At 70.4% G+C, this 20,066-nt stretch carries 13 protein-coding genes, 1 tRNA gene and 1 rRNA gene; 13 read left to right on the top strand and 2 right to left on the bottom strand.

Features of this window, described 5'->3' with window-relative positions; translation table 11 throughout:
• The 3 genes from rrf to EST54_RS28275 all read left to right on the top strand — a co-directional run.
• Positions 1-77: ribosomal RNA gene (gene rrf / locus EST54_RS28265) — 5S ribosomal RNA — on the top strand; the annotation flags it as partial.
• A gap of 116 nt (positions 78-193) precedes the next feature.
• Entirely contained in the window at positions 194-871 is a 678-nt protein-coding gene (locus EST54_RS28270) for a DegT/DnrJ/EryC1/StrS family aminotransferase (RefSeq protein ID WP_129250551.1), read from the top strand.
• 63 nt (positions 872-934) lie between these two features.
• Positions 935-1,010, top strand: a tRNA-Thr gene (locus tag EST54_RS28275).
• A 268-nt stretch (positions 1,011-1,278) separates the two neighbouring features.
• Here EST54_RS28275 and EST54_RS28280 read toward each other — a convergent pair.
• Entirely contained in the window at positions 1,279-3,921 is a 2,643-nt protein-coding gene (locus tag EST54_RS28280) for a SpoIIE family protein phosphatase (protein WP_239012701.1), read from the bottom strand.
• Positions 3,922-4,210: 289 nt separating this feature from the next.
• Between EST54_RS28280 and EST54_RS28285 the strand changes: the two genes are divergently transcribed.
• The 10 genes from EST54_RS28285 (at position 4,211) to EST54_RS35700 (ending at position 19,016) form a co-directional block, all read left to right on the top strand.
• On the top strand, positions 4,211-9,733 hold the full coding sequence (locus tag EST54_RS28285; protein WP_129250552.1) for a HAMP domain-containing protein: 5,523 nt from the start codon (positions 4,211-4,213) through the stop codon (positions 9,731-9,733).
• A gap of 255 nt (positions 9,734-9,988) precedes the next feature.
• Positions 9,989-10,648 (top strand): response regulator, encoded by a 660-nt coding sequence (locus EST54_RS28290; protein WP_006602731.1) that lies wholly within the window; start codon positions 9,989-9,991, stop codon positions 10,646-10,648.
• Positions 10,649-10,740: 92 nt separating this feature from the next.
• Positions 10,741-13,518, top strand: a complete 2,778-nt coding sequence (locus tag EST54_RS28295; protein ID WP_239012700.1) for a DNA translocase FtsK — start codon at positions 10,741-10,743, stop codon at positions 13,516-13,518.
• Positions 13,519-13,742: 224 nt separating this feature from the next.
• Positions 13,743-14,555, top strand: a complete 813-nt coding sequence (locus tag EST54_RS28300; protein ID WP_129250554.1) for a helix-turn-helix domain-containing protein — start codon at positions 13,743-13,745, stop codon at positions 14,553-14,555.
• A 103-nt stretch (positions 14,556-14,658) separates the two neighbouring features.
• The gene (gene rimO / locus EST54_RS28305) at positions 14,659-16,170 is read left to right on the top strand and encodes a 30S ribosomal protein S12 methylthiotransferase RimO (protein WP_129250555.1); all 1,512 of its coding nucleotides are present in this window, start codon (positions 14,659-14,661) and stop codon (positions 16,168-16,170) included.
• Positions 16,167-16,826, top strand: a complete 660-nt coding sequence (gene pgsA / locus EST54_RS28310; RefSeq protein WP_129250556.1) for a CDP-diacylglycerol--glycerol-3-phosphate 3-phosphatidyltransferase — start codon at positions 16,167-16,169, stop codon at positions 16,824-16,826. Before rimO ends, pgsA begins: the two co-directional genes overlap by 4 nt.
• The gene (locus EST54_RS28315) at positions 16,823-17,359 is read left to right on the top strand and encodes a CinA family protein (RefSeq protein WP_129250557.1); all 537 of its coding nucleotides are present in this window, start codon (positions 16,823-16,825) and stop codon (positions 17,357-17,359) included. The genes pgsA and EST54_RS28315 overlap by 4 nt, the downstream gene beginning before the upstream one ends.
• A gap of 94 nt (positions 17,360-17,453) precedes the next feature.
• Positions 17,454-17,837 carry a helix-turn-helix domain-containing protein gene (locus tag EST54_RS28320; RefSeq protein ID WP_006602725.1) on the top strand — a complete coding sequence of 128 codons (384 nt, stop codon included), beginning with the start codon at positions 17,454-17,456 and terminating at the stop codon, positions 17,835-17,837.
• A gap of 183 nt (positions 17,838-18,020) precedes the next feature.
• A complete protein-coding gene (locus EST54_RS28325) occupies positions 18,021-18,491 on the top strand; it encodes a Dps family protein (RefSeq protein ID WP_096212472.1) in 471 nt (156 codons plus the stop codon).
• A gap of 162 nt (positions 18,492-18,653) precedes the next feature.
• The gene (locus EST54_RS35700; RefSeq protein WP_129250558.1) at positions 18,654-19,016 is read left to right on the top strand and encodes a hypothetical protein; all 363 of its coding nucleotides are present in this window, start codon (positions 18,654-18,656) and stop codon (positions 19,014-19,016) included.
• Between the two features lie 197 nt (positions 19,017-19,213).
• Here the strand turns inward: EST54_RS35700 and EST54_RS28335 are convergent, their stop codons facing one another.
• A complete protein-coding gene (locus EST54_RS28335; protein WP_129250559.1) occupies positions 19,214-20,023 on the bottom strand; it encodes an Fpg/Nei family DNA glycosylase in 810 nt (269 codons plus the stop codon).
• Positions 20,024-20,066 lie beyond the last annotated feature (43 nt).

A 20,066-nucleotide genomic window follows, 5' to 3' on the forward strand; every position in this document is an offset into this window, starting at 1 on the left:
CGAACCCGGAAGCTAAGCCTTTCAGCGCCGATGGTACTGCAGGGGGGACCCTGTGGGAGAGTAGGACGCCGCCGAACTATTATTCAGCTCCGGTCCCTGAACCTTCGTGGTTCAGGGACCGGAGCTTTTTTGTTCTGGTGTTCGGGTGATGAGCGTAACTCGACGTTCATCTCAGCTGGCCAGGATCCGTTTCATGCGGACAGTGGGAACGCTCAAGTCGGCCGGTGTACGTGCTGGTGACGAGGTCGTGGTGCCGGCCTACGGGAACGCAGAAGTGGCCCGGGCCGTGGTGGAGTTGGGCGCGGTACCGGTGTTCGCCGATGTGGACGGCGACAGCTACTGCCTCGACCCGGCCGCGGTGGCGGACGTGGTGACCGGGCGGACCGCCGCCGTCGTGGCGATCAACCGGTTCGGGCGGCAGGCGGACGCCGGCTGGATCCGTGAAGTCGGGCAGCGCCACGGCCTGTTGGTGCTGGTGGACGATGAGCCCGGGGCCCGTACGGACGGCGTGGAGCTGCGTCGGGTGCAGGCCTCGTATCTGGACGGCAAGCTGCGCGGGGTCCGGACGCCGACGCCGGCGGCGGGGCACACGTATGAGCAGTACGTGGTGCGGGTGCCGGGCAACGGACGGCCGGACCGGGATGCCTTCGCGCGGGCGTTGCGGGCCAAGGGCATTGGCTGCAAGGTGCCCGTACTGGCTCCGGTGTACCGGATGCCGGGGCTGCGACGGGACGTGTTTCTGCCGGAGACCGAGCGGGCGGTGGACGAGACGCTGGCGCTTCCGGTGCATGCGGGGATGACGCGGCGGGAGCTGCACAAGATGGTGAGCGCCTGCAATGCACTGGGCGGATTGCTGCAACCGGCCTTTTAGGCGAGTGGCGGTGGACGGTTCGAATCTGTCGCGGAGTTGGGGTAATATCTATTCCGTTGCCGCGCCCCAATAGCTCAGTCGGCAGAGCGTCTCCATGGTAAGGAGAAGGTCTACGGTTCGATTCCGTATTGGGGCTCCAGAGGACTAAGGCCTCCGCCAAATGGCGGGGGCCTTAGTCGTATTGGGTCGCGGGGTTGTGTGGTGCGTGGGGGTTGTGCGGGGATTCGGCGTGTGCCGGATATGCCGAGTCGTGGGTGCCTGGTGGTGAAGTCGGCCTGGGGGGCTGCTTCATGGGGCTGTCCGGCAGTCGGTGGTGCGGGCGAACGCACCGGTGTGAGCGGGAGACTTCGTGAGGGTTGCGGCCGGCGGGTGGTGTGCCGGCCCGCACGGCCGCTGTCCCGGTGTGGTCAGCCCGCCTGGAGTTCGGGGACGCGCATGGCGAGGATGGCCATGTCGTCGGAGGCGGGCTCGGCGGCGAAGCGTTCCACGGCGCGCAGCACGCGGGCGGCGACGGCGCCGGCCGTCAGGCCCGTACAGGAGGTCAGGACGTCGGTGAGGCCGTCGTCGCCGAGCATGCGGGTGCCCTCGCGGCGTTCGGTGACGCCGTCGGTGACGCACAGCAGGACGTCGCCGGGGTCGAGGGTGACGGTCTGTTCGTAGAGTTCGAGGTCGTCCATGACGCCCAGCAGGGGCTGGGGTTCGGCGGCCGGTTCGACCGAGCCGTCCTGGCGCAGCCGGAGCGGCAGGGGATGACCGGCGCAGACGACCTTGAGCAGGGCGCTGCCGTCGTCCTGCGGCCAGAGCTCGCCGTAAAGGAGCGTCAGAAAGCGGCTGCGGGCGCCCTCGTCGAGGATGGCGGTGTTCAGCCGCTCCAGGACGGCGGGGCCGCCGAAGCCCTCGCGGGCGAGGAGCCGGAGGGCGTGGCGCGCGAGGCCGGTGACGGCTGCCGCCTCCGGGCCCGTGCCGCAGACGTCGCCGATGGCGAAGCCGTAGGCACCGTCGCGGATCGGGAAGAGGTCGTAGAAGTCGCCGCCGACCTCGTTGCCCTCGCCGGCCGCGCGGTAGATGACCTCGACCTCCACGCCGGTGATATCGGGCAGCTCCGGGGGCAGCAGGCTGCGCTGGAGGGACTGGCTGATGGCCGTGCGCTCGGAGTAGAGGCGGGCGTTGTCCAGGGCGAGGGCGGCCCGGCGGGAGAGGTCCTCGGCGAGTTCGAGGATCTCCTGGCGGAAGTGCTCCTCGGTGGGCTTGCCGAGGGTGAGCATGCCGATGACGCGGTTGCGGGCGACGAGCGGCAGCACGACGGTCTCCCCGCCGACGGCGGAGGCGGTGGCGAGGGTGGCGCCGGGGCCCGTGGACGGGCGGGCGGAGTTACCCAGGCCCAGGCTGCGCATCGACGTCCGCAGCGCGGCGTCGTGTGCGGCGTCGCTGGGGGCGCTCCAGACGCGGGCCCCGGGGGTGGGGACCGGCTCGGGCGGATCGACCTTCATCAGCAGGGTCTTGAGGCCGTCGATGCGGTCCTCGTCCTCGTGCAGGACGTAGGACAGCTCGGGCTCGGAGGTCTGGTCGGCGACGGTGTAGACGGCGCACCAGGTGGCGAGGGTGGGGACCGTCATCTGGGCCATCAGGGCCAGCGTCTGGTCGCGGTCGAGGGTGCCGGCCAGCAGGTCGGAGGCCTCGACGAGGAAGGAGAGCGAGCCGCGGCGCAGCTTCTCCAGCTCGGTCAGGCGGGCGCGTTCGACGGCGAGGGCGATGCGGTCGGCGGCGAACTGGAGCCGTAGCGCCTCTTCGTTCGTGTACCGGCCGGCGCCCTCCGCGGCGACGCCCAGGGAGCCGGTGAGCCGCCCTTCGACCTTCAGCGGGACGGTGACGACCGAGCGCATGCCCGTGCCGCTGAGGAGCGGTACGGCGCCGGGGACGGCGGTGAGGTCCTCGTGGACGGCGGGCATCCGGGCGGAGCCGTAGCGTCCGGATCCGGCTTCCACGGGGACGCGGGCGAACCGCTGGCGGGCGGAGGGCAGGCCCGTGGAGGCACGTACCTCCAGCTCGGTCTCGTCGTCGGTGGCCAGGAGGAGGTAGGCGGCGTCGCCGTCGAGCATGTCGCGGGCGCGCTCGACGGTGCGCTGGAGCAGGCCGTCGAGGTCGTCGGGGGCCGGGGAGCCGATGAAGACCTCGAAGGGGTCGGAGGGGCGTCCCTCCGCCTGGGCGGCCTGGGTGGCGGAGTCCGGCGCGGGGGTGCGCTGGGGGCTCTGCAGGATGGCGCGCTCGTGGTCGCGCACCAGGAGGCAGACCGTGGAGGCCTCGCCGTCGGCGTCGCGGACGCGCAGGTGGGAGGCGTAGACGGGGACGACCCGGCCGTCGGCGCCCCTTATGCCGTAGGAGCCCTCCCAGCGGGAGAGCTGGAGCGCCTCGACGATGCCGGTGCCGGTGCCGGGGGTGTGCGGCCAGGCGGCGAAGTCGGTGAGCGGTTTGCCGATGACCTGCTCGGGGTCGTAGGCGAAGAGGTCCTGGGCGTCTTCGTTCCAGAAACTGATGCAGCCGCCGCGGTCGATCTGGATCACCGCGACGCGGACGCGGGTCTCGGCGACCGGGAGGGCGTCCACCGGCAGGGCCGGGCCGGCGGAGCGGGTGCCGGCGGGGCGCTCGGGGAGGTCGAGCTGGAACCACACGTGTTTTTGCGCGGCGGTGTATTCGACGCCCCAGCGGGCGGCCAGCGCGCCGCACAGCAGCAGGCCGCGGCCGCCCTCGCGGTCCGGGTGGACGACGATCTGGCCGGCGTTCTGGAGCGGGATCTCGCGCTCGGGGTAGCGGTCGGCGACGGAGACCCGTACCCCTGCGTCATTGCGCAGACACAGCACGTCGGCGGCGGTGCCGGCGTGCACCACGGCATTGGTGACCAGCTCGCTGGTCAGGACGACGGCGTCGTCGACGATGTCGGCGCAGCCCCATCCCTGGAGGGTGTCGCGGACGAAGGCACGGGCAGTGGCGACCGAGCGCCCGACCGGCTCGAATGTTGCGGCGGCCCGCGCGGTGATCACTGGTCTCCTCATGCGTGTGTCGGTGATCTGCTCCCCCATACTCGCGGCGCCCCTCCGAATACCTGTTGTGCGTGTGCCACCGGCCATGCTCGTTGGTCGGGCCGGGTGGACAGCCGTATGCCAGGTTACTTACCTTCGCCGCACCCGAGGATGCCGGTCACGTGTGTTTCCGTCCCAATCGTGCCCTGGGAGGGTGTGCGATGCTGCCGAACTGTTATGGCCTGGTTGGGCCATGGTGAAACACTGGGCACGTATCAAGAGAAAGCCCGGGTAGAACGGTCGACCCTGCGGGAGGGACACGGTGGAGTCTGGCGCAGCGGCGCGGGGCGCAAGCACGCGCGCGAAAGGCGGACGATCCCGGAGCAACGGGACGACCGAGGTGGATACGGCTGCGCTGAATCGGCTGTTGGTCGCGCTGGTCGCCATGCGGGACGGGAACTTCCGCAAGCGGCTCACGGTTTCCGGCGACGGCGTCATGTCGGAGATCGCGGCGGTCTTCAACGAGGTTGCGGACCGCAATCTGCACCTCACGGGCGAGCTGGCGCGGGTGCGCCGGGTCGTCGGCCGCGAGGGAAAGCTCACGGAACGACTGGAGGTCGGCGCCGCCGAGGGCTCCTGGGCGGCGGCCATCGACGCCTCGAATGCCCTGGTCGACGACCTCGTACGGCCTGTCTCCGAGGTGGGACGGGTGCTGTCGGCGGTCTCCGAGGGCGACCTGGAACAGCGGATGGATCTGCGGTCGCGCAGTTCGGACAGCTCTTCGGAGCACCCCCTTCGCGGTGAATTCCTGAAGGTCGGCCGCACGGTCAACGGGCTGGTGGACCAGCTCTCCGCCTTCACCGACGAGGTCACGAGAGTGGCCAGTGAGGTCGGTACGGAGGGCAAGCTCGGCGGTCAGGCTCGGGTGCGCGGAATGTCGGGTTCGTGGAAGGATCTCACGGAATCCGTCAACACCATGGCGTCCCGGCTGACGGCGCAGGTACGTGACATTGCTCTCGTCACCACCGCGGTGGCCAAGGGTGATCTGTCGCGCAAGGTGACCGTGCATGTCGCCGGCGAGATGCTGGAGCTGAAGAACACCGTCAACACGATGGTCGACCAGCTCTCCTCCTTCGCCTCCGAGGTGACGCGCGTCGCCCGCGAGGTGGGCACGGAGGGCGAACTCGGTGGTCAGGCGCAGGTCCCTGGCGTCGCCGGCGTGTGGAAGGACCTGACGGATTCGGTCAATCTCATGGCCGGCAACCTCACCGCGCAGGTGCGCGGGATCGCGCAGGTCACCACCGCCGTCGCGAACGGCGACCTGTCGCAGAAGGTCACGGTCAGTGCACGCGGTGAGGTCGCGCAACTGGCCGACACCATCAACACCATGACCGAGACGCTGCGGACCTTCGCGGACGAAGTGACGCGGGTGGCGAACGAGGTCGGCGCGGAGGGCCAGCTCGGCGGTCAGGCGCAGGTGCCGGGCGCGGCGGGCACGTGGAAGGACCTCACCGACTCCGTCAACACCGCCTTCCGCAACCTCACCGCGCAGGTGCGGGACATCGCCCAGGTGACGACGGCGGTCGCCAACGGTGACCTGTCGCAGACGGTCACCGTCGATGTGGCCGGTGAAATGCTGGAGTTGAAGAACACCGTCAATACGATGGTGGGTCAGCTCTCCTCGTTCGGCGCCGAAGTGACGCGCGTGGCACGGGAGATCGGCGTCGAGGGTGAGCTGGGCGGCCAGGCGGCGGTCCCGGGCGCGGCGGGCACGTGGAAGGACCTGACGGACTCCGTCAACACCGCCTTCCGCAACCTGACCGGGCAGGTGCGCAACATCGCCCAGGTGACGACCGCGGTGGCCAACGGTGATCTGTCGCAGAAGGTCACCGTCGACGTCTCCGGCGAGATGCTCCAGCTGAAGAACACCGTGAACACCATGGTGGACCAGCTGTCCTCGTTCGCCGACCAGGTCACGCGGATGGCCAGGGACGTGGGCACCGAGGGCCGGCTGGGCGGCCAGGCCCGGGTGGACGGCGTCAGCGGCACCTGGAAGGAACTGACCGACTCCGTCAACTTCATGGCGGGGAACCTGACCTCACAGGTGCGGCAGATCGCCCAGGTGACGACGGCGGTCGCCCGTGGTGACCTCTCCCAGAAGATCGACGTGGACGCGCGCGGCGAGATCCTGGAGCTGAAGAACACCATCAACACGATGGTCGACCAGCTCTCCGCCTTCGCCGAGCAGGTCACCCGGGTCGCCCGGGAGGTCGGTACGGACGGCAGGCTGGGCGGTCAGGCGCAGGTGCCGGGCGTCGCCGGCGTCTGGCGCGATCTGACCGACTCGGTGAACGGCATGGCCGGCAACCTGACGGCCCAGGTCCGCAATATCGCGCAGGTCGCCACGGCGGTCGCGCGCGGTGACCTGTCGCAGAAGATCGACGTGGACGCCCGGGGCGAGATCCTGGAGCTGAAGAACACCCTGAACACCATGGTCGACCAGCTCTCCTCGTTCGCGGAGCAGGTCACCCGGGTCGCCCGCGAGGTGGGCACCGAGGGCATCCTGGGCGGCCAGGCCGAGGTGCAGGGCGTCAGCGGTACGTGGAAGGACCTCACCCAGTCCGTCAACTTCATGGCGAACAACCTGACTTCGCAGGTGCGCAACATCGCCGAGGTGACGACCGCGGTGGCTCGCGGCGACCTGTCCAAGAAGATCACCGTCGATGCCAAGGGCGAGATCCTCGAACTGGTCACGACCGTCAACACGATGGTCGACCAGCTGTCGTCGTTCGCCGAGCAGGTGACCCGGGTGGCCCGTGAGGTGGGCACCGAGGGCCAGTTGGGCGGTCAGGCGCGGGTGCCGGGCGCCACCGGTATCTGGCTGGACCTCAGCGACAACGTCAACCTGATGGCCAACAACCTGACCATCCAGGTGCGCAACATCTCCCAGGTCTCGGCGGCGGTCGCCAACGGAGACCTGACCAAGAAGGTCACGGTCGAGGCGCGCGGCGAGGTCGCGCAGCTCGCCGACACGGTCAACACCATGGTCACGACGCTGTCGTCGTTCGCCGACGAGGTCACGCGGGTGGCCCGTGAGGTGGGCACCGACGGCATCCTGGGCGGCCAGGCCCGCGTCCCCGGCGTCGCCGGTACGTGGAAGGACCTCACCGAGTCCGTGAACTCGATGGCCAACAACCTGACCGGCCAGGTCCGCAACATCGCCATGGTCACCACCGCCATCGCCAAGGGCGATCTGACCAAGAAGATCGACATCGACGCGCGGGGCGAGATCCTCGCGCTGAAGACCACCATCAACACCATGGTCGACCAGCTGTCGTCCTTCGCGGAGCAGGTCACCAGAGTGGCCCGCGAGGTGGGGACGGAGGGCCAGCTGGGCGGTCAGGCGCAGGTGCGGGGCGTGGCCGGCACCTGGCGGGACCTGACCGAGTCGGTGAACGAGATGGCCGGCAACCTCACCCGTCAGGTGCGCGCCATCGCCGCGGTCGCCGCGGCGGTCACCCTCGGCGATCACAACGTGCGCATCGACGTGGACGCGGCCGGCGAGATCCTGGAGCTCCAGGACAACGTCAACACCATGATCTCCACGCTCCGTGAGACCACCCTCGCCAACGAGGAACAGGACTGGCTCAAGGGCAACCTGGCGCGGATCTCCGGTCTGATGCAGGGGCGGCGCGACCTCAAGGACGTCGCCACGCTCATCATGAGCGAGCTGTCGCCCGCGGTCTCCGCGCAGCACGGCGCGTTCTTCCTCGCGGCGCAGCCCGACAGCCGGGAGATCGGTGCGGACGGTGCCGAGGCCGGGGCGTACGAGCTGCGGCTGATGGGCTCGTACGGCTATGCCATGGGCGGGATGCCGACGACCTTCAAGCCCGGCGAGACCCTGATCGGCACGGCCGCGGAGGAGGGGCGCACCATCCTGGTGGAGAACGTCCCGTCCGGCTATCTCAAGATCGCCTCCGGGCTGGGCGAGGCGCCGCCGGCCAATGTGATCGTGCTGCCGGTGCTGTTCGAGGACAAGGTGCTCGGCGTGATCGAGCTGGCGTCCTTCCAGCCGTTCACCCAGATCCAGAAGGACTTCCTCAGCCAGATCGCCGAGATGATCGCGACGAGCGTCAACACCATCTCGGTCAATACCAAGACCGAGGTGCTGCTCAAGCAGTCGCAGGAGCTGACCGAGCAGCTGCGCGAGCGCTCCGCGGAGCTGGAGAGCCGGCAGCGGGCCCTGGAGCTGTCGAACTCGGAGCTGGAAGAGAAGGCCGAGCAGCTGCGGGCGCAGAACCGCGACATCGAGGTGAAGAACACCGAGATCGAGGAGGCGCGGCAGGTCCTGGAGGAGCGCGCCGAGCAGCTCGCGGTCTCGATGCGCTACAAGTCGGAGTTCCTGGCGAACATGTCGCACGAGTTGCGGACGCCGCTGAACTCCCTGCTGATTCTGGCCAAGTTGCTGGCCGACAACGCCGAGGGGAATCTCTCCCCCAAGCAGGTCGAATTCGCCGAAACCATCCATGGCGCCGGCAGCGACCTGCTCCAGCTGATCAACGACATCCTGGACCTGTCCAAGGTCGAGGCCGGCAAGATGGACGTCAGCCCGACGCGGATCGCGCTGGTCCAGCTCGTCGACTACGTGGAGGCCACCTTCCGGCCGCTGACCGCCGAGAAGGGACTCGACTTCTCCGTACGGGTCTCCCCGGAGCTGCCGGCCACGCTGCACACCGACGAGCAGCGGCTGCTGCAGGTGCTGCGCAATCTGCTGTCCAACGCGGTGAAGTTCACCGACAGCGGCGCCGTCGAGCTGGTGATCCGGCCGGCCGGTGCGGACGTCCCGGTGGCCATCAGGGAACAGCTGCTGGAACACGGTTCGCTGCGCGATCCGGATGCGGACATGATCGCCTTCTCGGTCACCGACACCGGCATCGGCATCGCGTCCAGCAAGATGCGGGTCATCTTCGAGGCGTTCAAACAGGCCGACGGCACGACCAGCCGCAAGTACGGCGGTACGGGCCTGGGCCTGTCCATCAGCCGGGAGATCGCCCGGCTGCTGGGCGGCGAGATCCATGCCGCGAGCGAGCCCAACCGCGGTTCCACCTTCACGCTCTACCTGCCGCACAACCCCGGCGGGCTGCCGCCGCAGGGCTACCCGCAGCTGGTGGCCGGCGGGATCGCGATGGACGCGGAGGCGCGCGAGACGGAGGTCGGACGGCAGGAGGCCGAGGAGCAGCAGGAGTTCGAGCAGGGCTCCGGCGGCAGTCTCAACCGGCGCCGCCGCCGGGCGGTTTCGGGGCCCCAGCGCCGCTTCGAGCTGCCGGGCCGGCCGGCGGCTCCGGCTCCGGCTCCGCCGGTGCCACCGACGCCTCCGGCGCCGCCGCAGCCCGTCGCCCAGCAGCCGGCCGAAGAGCCCTGGCTCGGCAACGGCCAGGACCTGGTGGACCCGGCCTTCCAGGGCGGCTTCCACGGCGAGAAGGTGCTGATCGTCGACGACGACATCCGGAACGTCTTCGCCCTCACCAGCGTCCTGGAGCAGCACGGTCTTTCGGTGCTGTACGCGGAGAACGGGCGCGAGGGCATCGAGGTGCTGGAGCAGCACGACGACATCGTCCTGGTGCTGATGGACATCATGATGCCGGAGATGGATGGCTATGCGACGACGGCGGCGATCCGCCGGATGCCGCAGTTCGCCGGACTCCCCATCATCGCGCTGACCGCGAAGGCGATGAAGGGCGACCGGGAGAAGAGCATCGACTCCGGAGCCTCCGACTATGTGACCAAGCCGGTGGATACCGATCATCTGTTGTCGGTCATGGAGCAATGGATGCGCGCGGAGTGACGGAGCGTCCAGTATGGAGGCGAAAGAGGATCATCGCGTGCTGACTCAGTGTTGCCGTGGACGTGTGGAAGCCTGGGATTCGGGGAACCTTCTGGTCCCTGTCTGCGTTTCTGCTATGTGCACAGTGACATCGCGGTGACAGGGTGTGGCGACAGACGGGGTGCAGCTACCATGACCGGCACAAGGACGGGCGGCGTGACGGAGTCGTCCCCTGGGGCGGCGTCCGGTGCCATGCCGGGGCGAGGAGGACGGGCCATGGTGCAGAAGGCCAAGATCCTCCTGGTCGATGACCGGCCGGAGAATCTGCTGGCGCTGGAGGCGATCCTCTCTGCGCTCGATCAGACACTGGTGCGGGCATCGTCCGGGGAGGAAGCGCTCAAAGCACTGCTCACGGACGATTTCGCGGTGATTCTGCTCGATGTGCAGATGCCGGGGATGGACGGTTTCGAGACCGCCGCACACATCAAGCGCCGGGAGCGCACCCGCGACATCCCGATCATCTTCCTCACGGCCATCAACCACGGCCCGCACCACACCTTCCGCGGCTACGCGGCAGGCGCGGTGGACTACATCTCCAAGCCGTTCGACCCGTGGGTGCTGCGCGCCAAGGTCTCGGTGTTCGTCGAGCTCTACATGAAGAACTGCCAACTGCGGGAGCAGGCCTCCCTGCTGAGGCTGCAGCTGGAGGGCGGCCGGCCGAGCGCCGACGAGGCGAAGGAGTCGGCGGGGCTGCTCGCGGAGCTCTCCGCGCGGCTGGCCGCGGTCGAGGAACAGGCCGAGGCGCTGTCCAAACAGCTGGACGAGACGGCGGACGCGGCGGCGGTGGCCACCGCGGCGCATCTGGAGCGCAAACTGACCGGACTGCGCAGGGCGCTGGACGCCCTGGAGCCGGGGGCGGGCAGCGTCGCGGGGTGATTGACGCCCCTTCATGAGACGGGCGCGCGACACGTTCGGGTGAAGCGCCGTGCGCTCGTATCATGCCCGTGTTCGCCTGTAATCTCGTCGCCATGGCCTCACGTACGTCCGGCAAGGGAACCCAGAGCGCGGCGGGCCCCTCGAAGCAGCGCGCCGGACGGACCGCGGGCGCCGCCAAGAAGACCGCCGCGAAGAAGAAGGCGCCCGCGAAGCCGCCGGCGAAGAAGTCCACCGCGAAGAAGGCACCGGCCAAAAGGGCGCCCGCCAAGAAGGCTGCGGCCAGACCGGCGCCGTCACCCACCGGCGGTATCTACCGCCTCGCCCGTGCCTGCTGGCTGGGCCTCGCGCACGCCATCGGGGCGATGTTCCGCGGAATGGGCCGCGGCGCGAAGAACCTCGACCCGGCGCACCGCAAGGACGGGCTGGCGCTGCTGCTGCTCGGGCTGGCGCTGGTCATCGCGGCCGGGACCTGGTCCAACCTCAGCGGTCCGGTCGGCGATCTCGTCGAACTGCTGGTGACCGGTGCGTTCGGCCGGCTCGACCTGGTCGTGCCGATACTGCTCGCCGGCATCGCCCTCCGTCTCATCCGGTACCCCGAGCGGCCGGAGGCCAACGGCCGGATCGTCATCGGGCTGTCCGCGCTGGTCGTCGGAGTCCTGGGGCAGGTCGCGATGGCCTGCGGATCGCCGGGACGGGACGACGGCCTGGCCGCCATACAGGACGCCGGCGGCTATCTCGGGTGGGTGGCGTCCAAGCCGCTGATCTTCACCGTCGGACAGACCCTGGCCGTGGCGCTGCTGGCGCTGCTGACCCTCTTCGGGCTGCTGGTCGTCACCGCGACGCCGGTGAACGCCATCCCGCAGCGGCTGCGTGCGCTCGGCATCAGGCTGGGCGTGGTGCACCCGGCCGGCGCCGAGGCGGACGGCTACGAGACCGGGGAGTACGAGGACTACGCCGATGAGTGGCGGGAGCAGCCCGCGCGCGGCACGCGCCGCGGCGCCGCCGCGGCCGCACCTGACCCGGACGCCATAGAGGAAGCGGCCCTGGCCAAGCGGCGCCGTCCGCGCCGGGCCTCCGCCCAGCCCGCCGAGGACCGGCCGCTGGATGCGGTGGATGTCGCCGCCGCGGCCGCCGCGGCGCTGGACGGTGCGGTGCTGCACGGCGTCCAGCCCTCACCGCTCGTCGCCGGCCTCAGCAGCAGCGTCTCCGGGGAGATCCGCGGCCGGGACGGCGAGGACACCGCGGGGGAGAGCGGGACGGTGCCGCCGGCCCGCGGTGCGGCACCGAAGGCGGCCGCTACCGAGCACACCCCGGCGGTCCCGGACTTCACCAAGGCTCCGCCCGAGCCGTCCGGCGCCCTGCCGGCCCGCGCCGAGCAGCTCCAGCTGGCCGGTGACATCACCTACTCGCTGCCCTCGCTGGAGCTGCTCGCGCGCGGCGGCCCCGGCAAGACCCGCAGCGCCGCGAACGACGCCATAGTGACCGCGCTGACGACCGTCTTCCAGGAGTTCAAGGTCGACGCCGCGGTCACCGGCTTCACCCGTGGTCCGACGGTCACCCGCTACGAGGTCGAGCTGGGCCCGGCCGTCAAGGTCGAGAAGATCACCGCGCTGGCCAAGAACATCGCCTACGCCGTGGCCAGCCCCGACGTCCGCATCATCAGCCCGATCCCCGGCAAGTCCGCGGTCGGAATCGAGATCCCCAACACCGACCGCGAGATGGTCAACCTCGGCGATGTGCTGCGGCTGGCCGACGCCGCGGGCGACGAGCATCCGATGCTGGTGGCGCTCGGCAAGGACGTCGAGGGCGGCTACGTCATGGCCAACATGACGAAGATGCCGCACGTCCTGGTGGCCGGCGCCACCGGTTCCGGCAAGTCCTCCTGCATCAACTGCCTGATCACCTCGGTGATGGTGCGGGCCACGCCGGAGGACGTCCGGATGGTGCTGGTCGACCCCAAGCGCGTCGAGCTGACCGCGTACGAGGGCATCCCGCACCTGATCACGCCGATCATCACCAACCCGAAGCGTGCCGCCGAGGCGCTGCAGTGGGTGGTGCGCGAGATGGACCTGCGCTACGACGATCTCGCGGCCTACGGCTTCCGGCACATCGACGACTTCAACGAGGCGGTGCGCAGCGGCAAGGTCAGCTCGCCCGAGGGCAGTGAGCGCGAGCTGGCGCCGTACCCGTATCTGCTGGTCATCGTGGACGAGCTGGCGGACCTGATGATGGTCGCGCCGCGCGATGTGGAGGACTCGATCGTCCGCATCACCCAGCTCGCCCGCGCGGCCGGCATCCACCTGGTGCTCGCCACCCAGCGTCCGTCCGTCGACGTGGTCACCGGCCTGATCAAGGCCAATGTGCCCTCCCGGCTCGCGTTCGCCACCTCCTCGCTCGCCGACAGCCGGGTCATCCTCGACCAGCCGGGCGCCGAGAAGCTGATCGGCAAGGGCGACGGGCTGTTCCTGCCGATGGGGGCGAACAAGCCGGTCCGTATGCAGGGCGCGTTCGTGACCGAGGACGAGGTCGCGGCCGTCGTCCAGCACTGCAAGGACCAGATGGCGCCCGTCTTCCGCGACGACGTCACCGTCGGTACGGCGCAGAAGAAGGAGATCGACGAGGACATCGGCGATGACCTCGATCTGCTCTGTCAGGCCGCTGAGCTGGTGGTTTCCACCCAATTCGGGTCGACGTCGATGCTTCAGCGCAAGCTGCGGGTGGGGTTCGCCAAGGCCGGGCGGCTGATGGACCTGATGGAGTCGCGCAACATCGTCGGGCCCAGCGAGGGGTCCAAGGCGCGCGACGTCCTGGTGAAGCCCGACGAATTGGACGGAGTGCTGGCGGTGATCCGTGGGGAGGCTACCGGGTAGCACAGATATCCGGGTCACGCGCGCGGAAGCAGAAGGCAACCGTTTCTCCTGCCAAGACGTCAAGTTGAGGGAGATGAGGGAACGATGCTTCACCACCGAGCCCCATGGCACCGCCGATGGCGTTCCGATGGCGTACAAACTCCGCTCTCCCGCTTGCCCGACCCTTTCGCTCCACCCCTAGACTGAACTTCCAGCAGGTGGCTACACGCTCGAAAGGCGCCCCCGTGTCCATCGGCAACTCCCCCGAAGCAGACCGGCCTTCCGTCGGTGCTGCCCTCCAGAAGGCCCGTATCGGAGCGGGACTGACCGTCGAAGAGGTCAGTACGACGACACGGGTGCGCATCCCCCTCGTCCAGGCCATCGAGCAGGACGACTTCTCCCGCTGTGGTGGCGACGTCTACGCCCGGGGGCACATCCGGGCGCTGGCCCGCGCGGTGTCCCTCGACCCCCGCCCGCTGATCGACCAGTTCGACGCCGAGCACGGCGGCCGGCCCGCGCCGACCCCCGCCGCGCCGCTCTTCGAAGCCGAGCGGATCCGTTCCGAGCCGCGCCGTCCCAACTGGACCGCAGCGATGGTCGCGGCGATCGTCGCCGTGGTCGGCTTCGCCGGCTTCACGCTCTTCACCGGCGGTGACAAGAGCAACGGCGGCTCGTTCGCGGCCGGTGACAACGCCAAGCCGGCGCCCGCACCCACCCGCCATCCGTCGACGATCAAGCCGCCCCTCAAGCCCGACCACCCCGAGCCCTCCGACAGCGCCGTCGCCGGACTGCCGAAGGACAAGGTCACGATCAAGGTCACCGCCCGCGACGGCCAGAGCTGGATCTCCGCCAAGGACGCCAACGGCAAGCTCCTGGAGGACGGCCTGCTCAAGAAGGGCGAGTCCAAGACCATCACCGACAAGGAACGGATCGACCTGGTCCTCGGCAACGCCGGAGCCGTACAGCTGTACGTCAACGGCAAGGAGGTCAAGGAGATCGGCCACAAGGGCACCGTGGAGCGGCTGAGCTACACGCCGGGCGATCCCCAGGCAGGCTGAGCGCCCGTCCCAGGCAACCTCCGCCGCCGCTCCCGCGCACCCGGGAGCGGCGGCGGAGACCTGCGCGCCAAGGGGGCACCCGGGACGAAGTAGGCTGAGCCCCATGCCCGAACGCCGTACCGTCGCCCTCGTCACCCTTGGCTGCGCCCGTAACGAGGTGGACTCGGAGGAGCTCGCAGGCCGCCTGGCAGCGGACGGCTGGGAGCTCGTCGAGGAAGCCGCCGATGCCGATGTCGCCGTCGTCAACACCTGTGGATTCGTCGAGGCCGCCAAGAAGGACTCCGTCGATGCCCTGCTGGAAGCCAACGATCTGAAGGATCACGGCAGAACCCAGGCCGTGGTGGCCGTCGGCTGCATGGCCGAGCGCTACGGCAAGGAGCTCGCCGAGGCGCTGCCGGAGGCCGACGGGGTGCTCGGCTTCGACGACTACGGCGATATCTCCGGCCGTCTGCAGACCATCCTGAGCGGCGGCATCCACGCCTCGCACACCCCGCGCGACCGCCGCAAGCTGCTGCCGATCAGCCCGGCCGAGCGCCAGGACTCAGCCGGGGTCGCGCTGCCCGGCCACGCCCAGACCGGCTCCGACGAGCCGGCTCCGCCGGCGGGTCCGCCCGAGGACCTGCCGGAGGGCGTGGCACCGGCTTCCGGGCCGCGGGCGCCGCTGCGCCGCCGGCTCGGCAGCAGCCCGGTGGCCTCGGTGAAGCTGGCCTCCGGCTGCGACCGGCGCTGCTCGTTCTGCGCCATCCCGTCCTTCCGCGGCTCCTTCATCTCCCGCCGGCCCTCCGACGTGCTCGGAGAGACGCGCTGGCTCGCCGGTCAGGGCGTCAAGGAGATCATGCTGGTCTCCGAGAACAACACGTCCTACGGCAAGGACCTCGGCGACATCCGCCTGCTGGAGACGCTGCTGCCGGAGCTGGCGGCCGTCGACGGCATCGAGCGGATCCGGGTCAGCTATCTCCAGCCGGCCGAGATGCGGCCCGGCCTGATCGACGTGCTGACCGGCACCGACAAGGTGGCGCCCTACTTCGATCTGTCCTTCCAGCACTCGGCCCCCGGCGTGCTGCGCGCGATGCGGCGCTTCGGCGACACCGACCGCTTTCTGGACCTGCTCGCGCAGATCCGTACGAAGGCGCCGCAGGCCGGCGCCCGCTCCAACTTCATCGTCGGCTTCCCCGGGGAGAGCGAGAGCGACCTCGCGGAGCTGGAGCGCTTCATCACCGAGGCCCGGCTCGATGCCATCGGCGTCTTCGGCTACTCCGACGAGGACGGCACCGAGGCCGCCTCCTACGAGGACAAGGTCGACCCGGACGTGGTCGCCGAGCGGCTGGCGCGGGTGTCGCGGCTGGCCGAGGAGCTGACGGCACAGCGTGCCGAGGAGCGGGTCGGCGAGACGGTGCGGGTGCTGGTCGACCGGACCGACGACGAGGACGGCATCGTCGGGCGGGCCGCGCACCAGGCGCCGGAGACCGACGGCGTCACCCTGCTGTCGACCGACCAGGAGCTGGAGCCCGGTCGTATGGTCGAAGCAAAGGTGGTGGCGAGCGAGGGCGTCGACCTCGTCGCGGAGGTGCTGTCGGTGGAGGGCGCGGGGTGTACCGAGGAGGCGGCCAGATGAGCGGAATCCCGGCTTCCGCAGCGGGTGGCCCGCGTCCGGCGCCGGTCGTCCCGCAGGCCGGGCTGTGGAACATCGCCAATGTGCTGACGATGCTGCGGCTGGTGCTGGTCCCGGCCTTCGTGGTGCTGCTGATGCACGACCACGGCACCGATCCCGTCTGGCGCGTCTTCGCCTGGGCCGCCTTCGCCGTCGCCATGATCACCGATGTCTTCGACGGGCATCTGGCGCGCGCCTACAACCTGGTCACCGACTTCGGCAAGATCGCCGACCCGATCGCGGACAAGGCGATCATGGGTGCCGCGCTGATCTGTCTGTCGGTGCTGGGTGATCTGCCGTGGTGGGTGACCGGGGTGATCCTCTTCCGGGAGCTCGGGATCACGCTGATGCGGTTCTGGGTGATCAAGCACGGGGTCATTCCGGCCAGTCGTGGCGGCAAAATCAAGACATTGGCGCAGGGCACCGCGGTCGGGATGTACGTGCTGGTGCTCACCGGTCCGCTGGCGACCTTCCGCTGGTGGGTGATGGCGGTGGCCGTGCTGCTGACCGTTGCCACCGGGCTCGACTACGTCCGGCAGGCCGTGGTGCTGCGCCGGGCCGGACTGGCCGCGGAGCGGGCGGAGCGGGCCCGCCCGGCCGAGAGGGACTCGGCCCGGTGAACGGGCCGGGCTCTGCCGCGGCCGGGGCACTGGAGCTGCTCGCCGGACGGGGACAGAGCCTGGCGGTGGCCGAATCACTGACCGGCGGCCTGGTGGCGGGCGCGCTGACCGCCGTCCCCGGGGCCTCACGGGTCCTCCGGGGCTCGATCACGGCGTACGCCACCGATCTCAAGCAGGAGCTGCTGGGCGTGGACGGCGCCCTGCTGGCCGCGCACGGGGCCGTGGACGGCGAGGTCGCGCGGCAGATGGCGAGCGGTGTGCGGCGGGTGCTGGGCGCCGACTGGGGCATCGCCACCACGGGCGTGGCCGGGCCCGATCCGCAGGACGGACATCCGGTGGGCACCGTTTTCGTGGCGGTCCGGGGACCGGAGGGGGCCGGGGAGGTGCGCCGGCTGGCGCTGGCGGGGGACCGCGACCGGATCCGAGAGGACACCATCCGGGCCGTGCTCGCACTGTTGTTGAGCGAACTTGCAGAAAATGAGCGGGCACAGGATACGGAACAACACGGGGGGAATGGATGTTTGCAGCCCTGAGTGAACACGTACTTGCGCCCGGCACTGGTACCGCCCGAGGCGGTACGGTGGGGCGAGAAGGATCCGGATCCGAGGTCCGAGGAGGGAGCCAGCGATGATTCTGCTTCGTCGCCTGCTGGGTGACGTGCTGCGCCGACAGCGTCAGCGCCAGGGCCGAACCCTGCGCGAGGTCTCTTCCTCCGCCCGGGTATCGCTCGGCTATTTGTCCGAGGTGGAGAGGGGGCAGAAGGAGGCCTCCTCTGAGCTGCTCTCGTCGATCTGTGACGCGCTGGATGTGCGCATGTCCGAGCTCATGCGGGAGGTCAGCGACGAGCTTGCGCTCGCCGAGCTGGCAGCATCCGCGGCCGCAAGCGACACGGTGCCCGCACCGGTACGGCCGAAGCTCAATTCGGTGTCCGTCACGTCCCTGGCCGGTGTGCCCGAGGACCGCGTGACCATCAAGTCCCCGGCCGACGTCGTGGATGTCGTCGCGGCCTGACACCCCTGTTCGTACGCATCGAAGCCCCGGCGGGCAGCACCCGGCCGGGGCTTTGTGCTGCCCGCCGGGGCGCGGGCGGCGGTGCCCGCACGAACATCCGGCCGGACCGCGCGGCCGCTCCTCATGGGCGATTCATTTGTACGATGACAAAACCGGACGAATCGCCTGAACGGGAGTATCTGGATGTCTGTGGTCAAGAGCACACTGTCCGACGAAGGCCGCGGCATCGTCGGGCACGCCCTCCAGGGCGCGCTGGTCGATCTGGTGGACCTGTCCCTCGTGGCGAAGCAGGTGCACTGGAACGTCGTCGGTCCGCGCTTCCGCTCCGTACACCTCCAGCTCGACGACGTGGTCGCCAGCGCCCGGGCGCACGCCGACACGGTGGCCGAGCGGGCGTCCGCGATCGGGGTGCCCCCCGACGGGCGGGCCGCCACCGTCGCCAAGACCAGCGGCATCCGCGAGATCGGGGACGGCTGGATCAAGGACGGCGACGTGGTGCGGGCGATGGTGGAGGCGCTGTCCGCGGTCATCGGCCGGATGCGGGAGCGGATCGTCGCGACCGCGGACCCGGACCCGGTCAGCCAGGACATCCTCATCGGTCTGACCGGCGACCTGGAAAAGCACCACTGGATGTTCCAGGCCGAGGCTCACTGACGGCGCGCGGCGCCCGCCGACGGGGTCGCCCGGAGCCCTGTCCGTCGCGCTCGCGGCGCCGTTCCCTCCGGGTGTGCGAGACCGTCCACGCGCCGGGAGTGCCCCGGTGCGCCCTCCCGCCGGGCGGCGGGTCCCGTCTAGCGTCGGCCGGAGGAGGCAGCCATGGGGTGGCGTGACGTCACGGCCCGCGGGCGGGCCGGCCGGCACCCGCGGGCCGTACCGGGGCGCTGGATATCCGCGGCCGCCCTCGGGGGCGTGTGGTGGTGGGCCGCGGCCCGGCTGGTGCTGTGGCCGCAGTCGGCGGGGGTGGTCGAAGGAGCCGTCGTAGTGGGGGGCTGGGGGCTCAGCCTGCTGCCGGTGCACTGCGTTCCGTGGACGGACCGGGGGGACGGCATCTGCCGCCGCGTCCTGGCGCGAGCGGTCCGGGGGGTTCTTGAGTTCCGGGGGTTTCGGGGGGCGGATCGGGCGGCGGTCGTCAGGGCATGGCGACGCCGGCGTTCGGGCGGAGGATCCGGGCGGTCGTGAGGGACGGGGGAGCCTAGGGCTCAGGAGGTACGGGCTCAGGCCGGGGCGATGGTGTGTTGCCGTGCTGGCCGATCTCAGCGGCCGATCTCCGTGGCCGGCTTCCGTGGCCGGTGTCCTGGCGGGCTGGACGGCGGCGGCGTGGCTGGACGGCGGCGGCGTTGGCGGTGCCGTAGCGGAGCAGGCCGGGTGTTCCGGGGTCAGCCGGTGGCGTGGTTGCCCGGGCGGTCGGGCTGGCAGGTGGGGCACCAGTAGGTGACGCGTTCCTCGGTGGTGGGGTCCTGGTCGCCGGTGCGGACCGCCGTTCCGCAGCGCAGGCAGGGGCGGCCGGCCCGGCCGTAGACCCATAGCCGGCAGTCGGGGCGGGCGCTGGGGGTGGTGGTGCGGGCGGGGCGGCGCTTGTTGGCGTCGAGCAGCTTCTTGGCGAGGGTGGGCACCCGCTCGGGGTGGGGCAGCTTCCCCATCGGCAGCCAGGGGGAGGCGCGCAGCAGAAAGCACAGCTCGGACTTGTAGACATTGCCGATGCCGGCGAGATTGCGCTGGTCGAGCAGGGCCTCGCCGAGCGGCCGTGCCGGGTCGGCGGACAGTCGGCGCAGGGCCTCGGCAGGGTCCCAGTCGGGGCCGAGGAGATCGGGTCCCAGGTGGCCGACGACCTGTGGCTCGTCGGCCGTGCGCAGCAGATCGAGGACGGGCAGGCGGTAGCCGACGGCGGTGTGGTCCGCGGTGCCGAGGATCGCCCGGATCTGGTGGGCGGGGCCGCCGCGCCAGCGCTCGGCCGGGGCGTAGATCTTCCATGCGCCGTCCATCCGCAGATGGGAGTGCAGGGTGAGGCCGCCCTCGAAGCGGGTGAGGAGGTGCTTCCCGCGCGGGACCACGTCCAGCACCCGGCGGCCGGTCAGATCCACCGTTGCCAGCCGGGGTACGCGCAGGTCGCAGCGGGTCAGCGGGCTGCCGGCCAGCGCTTCGTGCAGCCGCTGGGCCAGACGCCAGACGGTGTCGCCTTCGGGCATGCCCCCATCATGCCGGGAGGGGCGTGTGGGGGGCGTGGGGGAG

Origin of the sequence: Streptomyces sioyaensis, from assembly GCF_004122735.1 — a bacterium.
Taxonomy (GTDB): Bacteria; Actinomycetota; Actinomycetes; order Streptomycetales; family Streptomycetaceae; genus Streptomyces; species Streptomyces sioyaensis.